This is a genomic window from Buttiauxella agrestis ATCC 33320 (assembly GCF_000735355.1).
Taxonomy (GTDB): Bacteria; Pseudomonadota; Gammaproteobacteria; order Enterobacterales; family Enterobacteriaceae; genus Buttiauxella; species Buttiauxella agrestis.
The window spans coordinates 1-5,868 of the sequence record NZ_JMPI01000072.1; the positions used below are offsets into that span (position 1 = coordinate 1).

Sequence of the window (5,868 nt, forward strand, 5' to 3'; positions counted from 1 at the left end):
GCGGGCTTAAAGTCAGAAAATTATTCTACTGACACGTTCTCGAAGTGGTGTTTGCCCAATGGGTCAACCACGTAACCTTTCACTTCTTTGCGTACTGGCTCGTATACCGTGGAGTGAGCAACGATCAGCGCCGGAGCCTGGTCATGCATCACTACCTGAGCTTGTTTGTACAGCTCGATACGTTTGTTGTGATCGTCAGTCGCGCGCGCAGGTTGAATCAGGTCTTCAAACGGCTTGTAGCACCAGCGAGAGTAGTTAGAACCGTCTTTCGCCGCAGCACAGCTGAACAGGGTAGCGAAGAAGTTGTCCGGATCCCCATTGTCGCCAGTCCAGCCCATCATGACCGCCTGGTGCTCGCCCGCTTTGGCGCGCTTCAGATACTCGCCCCACTCGTAGGTGACGATTTTGGCGGTCACGCCGACTTTCGCCCAGTCAGCCTGAATCATCTCAGCCATGCGGCGAGCGTTCGGGTTGTACGGACGTTGTACTGGCATTGCCCACAGGTCAACGGTGAAGCCGTCAGCGTGGCCGGATTCTTTCAGCAGCGCTTTTGCTTTCTCAGGATCGTAGGTGTAATCCTTCACGTCATCGTTGTAGCCCCACATGGTTGGTGGGATTAGGTTTTTAGCCGCAGTGCCTGCGCCCTGATAAACCGCTTTGATAATCGCTTCTTTGTTCACCGCGTAAGTCAGCGCCTGACGCACTTTCACGTCATCAAACGGTTTCTTCTCGGTGTTGAAGGACAAGTAACCCACGTTCAGGCCAGCCTGTTCCATCAAGTTGATGTTCTTGTCTTGCTTCATGCGAGCGATGTCAGCCGGGTTTGGATACGGCATAACCTGGCACTCGTTTTTCTGCAATTTAGCGTAACGCACGGACGCATCAGGGGTGATGGAGAAGACCAGGCGGTCGATCTGCGGCTTGGTGCCCCAGTAGCCCGGGAACGCTTTGTAGAGAATGCGGGAGTCTTTCTGGTATTGCAGCAGCTGGAACGGACCGGTACCGATTGGGTTCAGGTCAGTTTTTTCCGGCGTACCGGCTTTCATCATATTGTCTGCATATTCTTTGGACAGAATAGAGGCGAAGTCCATCGCGAGGTCTGCCAGGAATGGTGCTTCTGGACGCGCCAGTACGAACTGAACGGTTTTATCGTCCACTTTCTTAATTTCGGTGATCAGGTCAGGCAAGCCCATGCCTTCAAAGTATTCGTAGCTGCCGCCAGAAACTTTGTGGTACGGGTTGTTTGCATTTTTCTGACGATCGAACGAGAACACGACGTCATCAGCATTCAGATCGCGTGTTGGTTTGAAATCTTTATTATCCTGCCACTTCACGCCCTGACGCAGGTGGAAGGTATACGTTTTACCGTCTTCGCTCACTTCCCACTTTTCAGCCAGGCCTGGAATGATTTCAGTGGTGCCCGTTTTGAATTCAACAAGACGATTATAGATTGGCACTGAGCTGGCATCGTACGTGGTACCCGAGGTGAACAGCTGCGGGTTAAAACCTTCTGGGGAACCTTCTGAGCAATAAACCAGTGTTTTTGCCTGAACGCTTGCTGCTACGGTCAGTGCCACCAGGCTCAGACCAAACTTCAGCATCCCTGACTTCTTCAAGGAAAGACTCATTCTTCTGCTCCATTGTGAGATGTGTTGTTTTTTTCCGTTAGACCTTTGTTATTTGTGTGCGGTCCGTTCGGTGTGCCCGGAGGCGGAAGTGAGGCCAGGGATTCCTTTCGTCAGACTAGCTGTGTGATAGTGCGGACTGTCCATAAATTGCCCCTCACGCCCTACAATCTGTCAATAGATGAGTTAAACGTCAATATAGGTAACGGGGATTTACAACCGAGGTGAGAATTGGCGAACAAAGTTTAAAAAAAGCCTGCCGTACCATTTCCAGCAGGGAAATTTATGCTACAGGGTTGTTACCAGAATATTACACTGCTTAATTTGCAACCGATAGCGGTAATCGGTTGCGCGATTTTTGAAAAATTTCTTGTCATATGCTGATTATCTGAACGATTCATTTTGTGATCTAAGTCTCTCACAGCGAATCATGCTGGTCTGAAACATAAGCAACGGGGTATTAGTCCGCTATTTTCCATAACAAAATACGATGGAATGTGTCACAAAATAATATAAAGGCAGGCGTTGCGCGATGAAGCGGATATTTTGGCAAGATTACGGTATTCGACATCAACTAATTTGCCGGATGACGCTGGCGCTTATCCGGCCTACACGTTCATAAACTCAAGATGCAAAAAGGCCAACCCGAAGGTTGGCCTTTTCTAAATTTGGTCGGCGAGAGAGGATTCGAACCTCCGACCCACTGGTCCCAAACCAGTTGCGCTACCAAGCTGCGCTACTCGCCGAATGCGGAGCGCATAGTACTGCGCACCGTTTTAGCCGTCAATCCCTGAAAGTAAAAATCACGTCCGTTTGTTTTAAAATCCAGCATTTGTAGCGAAACGGTTACTTCGCGGCCGTCTTTGGCACATGGCACCAGTTGTTATTCTGGTTAATACCGCCATCTGGTGAGGTATAGCCCAGGCAACCCATAATGGTGTCATACAGTTCCACGTGGCGATGCGGCACTTTCATTTTTGCCTGTTCTTGCATGTGGGCAAACTCGCGCGCGCGGTCTGGGTTTTCCAGGTATTTATCAGACGCCCAAACTAACAGCGGCACACGGAACTGCTCCGGCGGTGCCATTTTACGCGGCGTACCGTGCAGATGTTTGTGCTCATCAATGGACTCACCGTGGTCAGCGGCATAGAAAATAATTGCCCGCTTGTCGCGCAACTGGTCAATAACACGCTCGAGCACGGAGTCGGTATACAGCACCGTATTATCGTAGGCGTTAATCAACTGCTCCTTGCTGCACTCGTTAGCAATGCTGACACACTCTGGCGTCCACTTCGCATAGCTACGCGGATAACGTTGCACATAGGAGAAGTGCGAGCCTTTGGTATGCAGAATAATCAAATGCTTACCTTTAGGATGCTGTTCGACAGAAAGTTTCATCTCTTCCATCAACAGCATGTCATCGACTTGTTTGCCACTGTTACGCGGCTCGGCAGCAATTTGCTCACGGTATGAGAAGTTATCTGCCATCGTGTTGCCGTAAAACCACACTTCACTTTGCATCGCAAAAAGGTTTGATGAGAAGCCCAACTGTTTGAGCACGGCAAAAACGTTTTGCTCTTTTAACGTACGCTGCGGGTTGTCTTCCGCCCCACCTTCACGCACAAACATGCAGCGCAGCGAAAGCTTTGTGGCGGTATCACAAGATTCGCCTCTGAATGCGACCAGGTTTTTCTCTTTAGCCAGTTTCGGCGTTGTATCTCGCCCGTAGCCTAAAATCCCCATGTGATCCCAGCGAGTGGTTTCGCCAATCACAAACACCACGTAGGTATCATCCAGCTCTTTTGGCGCAACATAAGTGAACTGTTTTACCGGGTTCATTAAAGAGCGATTATCGGTGGACTCATCGGCTTGCGCCCAGGCATACAACCCTAACGCTGAAACCCAGTTAGAGGGTAAGTAGGAGTTGGCCACTACACCGCCATAGCTTGGCATATCTACGGTCGTGCGCCTTTCTGAATTCTTTTGTTGTTTGCCCAGTAAATTGAGTGGTGCCCACACCATTAGCCCGGCGAGCAACACAATGGCGACATTTTTAAAGCGCTGGCCAGGGGTTTTGAGCTGCTTAAGAAGCGTATCGCGTGCGGCGTTAGTCCAGATAAGTACCAACGGCACGGCGCTTATCAGAATGAGCCATAATACGAACTGATAGCCGACAATCTCTTTCGAAAGGTCGATATCGGTAGTCATCACCGAGGCAATAATCCCGTAGCCGATGACCACATTGAGTAACGTCATGTAGTAGCTTGCGGCGACAGAACACAGCACCACTAACGTCGATAATATGCGCCAGGCGGTGCGCCCAAACAGAGATAGCATGCGGAATAAAAAGAAAGTGACCAATACACAAGCCACAACTTCCGCCACCATATAAACGCCTGACAGGCCACTAAAGTTCTGAACGAATCCCTCAAAACGGTGGTAAAAAACTGAAAGGTTCAAAAACAGTCCGATGTATACCGCTAACAGAAAACTGAGCTTCTGCTGCGACATCGTTTTAACGTAGTTCATGCAGGGTGTCCGAAAATAAAGCGCAAAAAGAAAAAGTTATAAGCATCACTCAGACTACACATTACCTGGAAAATTCTGAGCAATAAAAAATAGTGTCTGAATCAGGACGATTCTTAGCCGATTTAGCGCGGATTAGTAGAACATAGGGAAGGTCAAAAGTATCGGCAAAAAGCGTGATCTGGCCCGTTGTTTACACAACTTGAAGCCGAACGGCTGAATACGCCGCAACGATGTTATAAGCATATTAAATAATGTTGTTAATGCTGAGGGAAAAACATGCAATCGTTGGAAGAACGCGCCCGTCGGTATGCAACAAAGGCACATGCGGCTTGCGATCAGCGCCGCAAATATACGCTTGAACCATATATTGTCCATCCAGCCGCCGTGGTTGAGCTGGTCAGGGGAGTTTGCCCTGTTGAAGAGGTTCTCGCTGCCGCCTGGCTACACGATACGGTGGAAGACACCGGCACCACGATAATTGATATTGAAGAGCACTTTGGCCCCGACGTCGCGGCGCTTGTCGCCATGGTCACCAACCCGGAACAACTCCCCGGCACCAACCGCATGAATCGCAAGCGCGCCCATTTCCTGCACACCGCCAATGCAAGCGGTGAAGCGCAAACCATTAAGCTCGCTGACATCATTGATAATACCCGTGAGATTTTGCGCTACGACCCGCATTTTGCGCGTGTCTATTTAATCGAGAAACGGATTCAGTTGGCGGGATTACAACGGGGAAATGAGTTCCTGAGAGGTCAGGCCGAGAACATTATTGAGCAGGGTATTTCACAATTAATGATGCCGCCGTATAACGTCCCGGCGGCATGGTTTGCGGCATTAATGACTCGCTATCAAGCGTGAGCGTGGACTTTCTGCAAAACTTCTCGCGCTGGCTGGCGGATGGTAGTGGAAATCGCCAGAGACAAAATCAGCAGGGCGAAGATGACGCAGAAGGTCACATAGAAACCGCCGAAGATAGACGCGATAATCGAACCGCAAATGCTGCCGATACCGAAGCCTAAGTAAATCACACCGTAGTTTTTAGTCAGGTTATTCAGACCAAAGAACTCACTTACCAGTGAAGGGTAAACGGTGATGGTGCCGCCGAAGTTAAATGCCACACAAGCAATCGCTGCAAAGAAAGTCGCTTCGTTAAGAGGGGCGAACAACAGCGCTGCCATACCCACTAAAGAAATAACCTGGCCGATGGTGATAACACGGATACGGGCAATTTTGTCGGACAGAATACCCAGCACCAGGCGGCCGCTCAGGTTAGCAATCGCGATAACCGTCACCGCATTCGCTGCAGACTCAGCGTTTAAATGCACCATGCCTTGCGCAATATCTTTCGCCACACCAATCACATACAGGCCACTCATGCAGGCGGTCAGGAACATTACTGCCAGCATCCAGTACTGCGGTTTACGCATAGATTCTGCCAGGGTGTAGTCCTTTTCAGCTACACCGTTTGCGGATTTCACTTCCTGCAATGGCGCATCTTTCATCAGCATGGAACCCAGCAGAATCATCACCATCGCCAGACCACCCCAAATCATGAAGGTACTTTCCAGGCCGACGGTTGCCAGCAAATGGCTGTCGATATATTTGAAGCCCAGGCTGCCGAGACCGTAAGAACCAATGGCAAATGCAGAAATCAGACCTTTACGCTCCGGGAACCATTTCACGCAGTTGGAAAGGGTCAGCAGATAACCCG

Annotated in this window: 4 protein-coding genes and 1 tRNA gene; 1 reads left to right on the top strand and 4 read right to left on the bottom strand. The window is 49.9% G+C overall.

Annotation, left to right across the window (positions count from 1 at the left end; translation table 11 throughout):
* Positions 1 to 20: 20 nt before the first annotated feature.
* The 3 genes from dppA to eptB all read right to left on the bottom strand — a co-directional run bounded on the left by dppA (position 21) and on the right by eptB (position 4,154).
* On the bottom strand, positions 21 to 1,628 hold the full coding sequence (gene dppA / locus GBAG_RS20140; RefSeq protein WP_034499701.1) for a dipeptide ABC transporter periplasmic-binding protein DppA: 1,608 nt from the start codon (positions 1,626 to 1,628) through the stop codon (positions 21 to 23).
* Positions 1,629 to 2,294: 666 nt separating this feature from the next.
* A tRNA-Pro gene (locus GBAG_RS20145) sits at positions 2,295 to 2,371 on the bottom strand.
* A 100-nt stretch (positions 2,372 to 2,471) separates the two neighbouring features.
* Entirely contained in the window at positions 2,472 to 4,154 is a 1,683-nt protein-coding gene (gene eptB / locus GBAG_RS20150) for a kdo(2)-lipid A phosphoethanolamine 7''-transferase (RefSeq protein ID WP_034499703.1), read from the bottom strand.
* A gap of 276 nt (positions 4,155 to 4,430) precedes the next feature.
* Here eptB and GBAG_RS20155 point away from each other — a divergent pair, with 276 nt between their 5' ends.
* Entirely contained in the window at positions 4,431 to 5,015 is a 585-nt protein-coding gene (locus GBAG_RS20155) for an HD domain-containing protein (protein WP_034499706.1), read from the top strand.
* Here GBAG_RS20155 and GBAG_RS20160 read toward each other — a convergent pair.
* Positions 5,006 to 5,868, bottom strand: an 863-nt coding sequence (locus GBAG_RS20160) for an MFS transporter (protein ID WP_034499709.1), incomplete at its 5' end; no start/stop codon positions are given. The two genes, GBAG_RS20155 and GBAG_RS20160, sit on opposite strands and share 10 nt — an antisense overlap.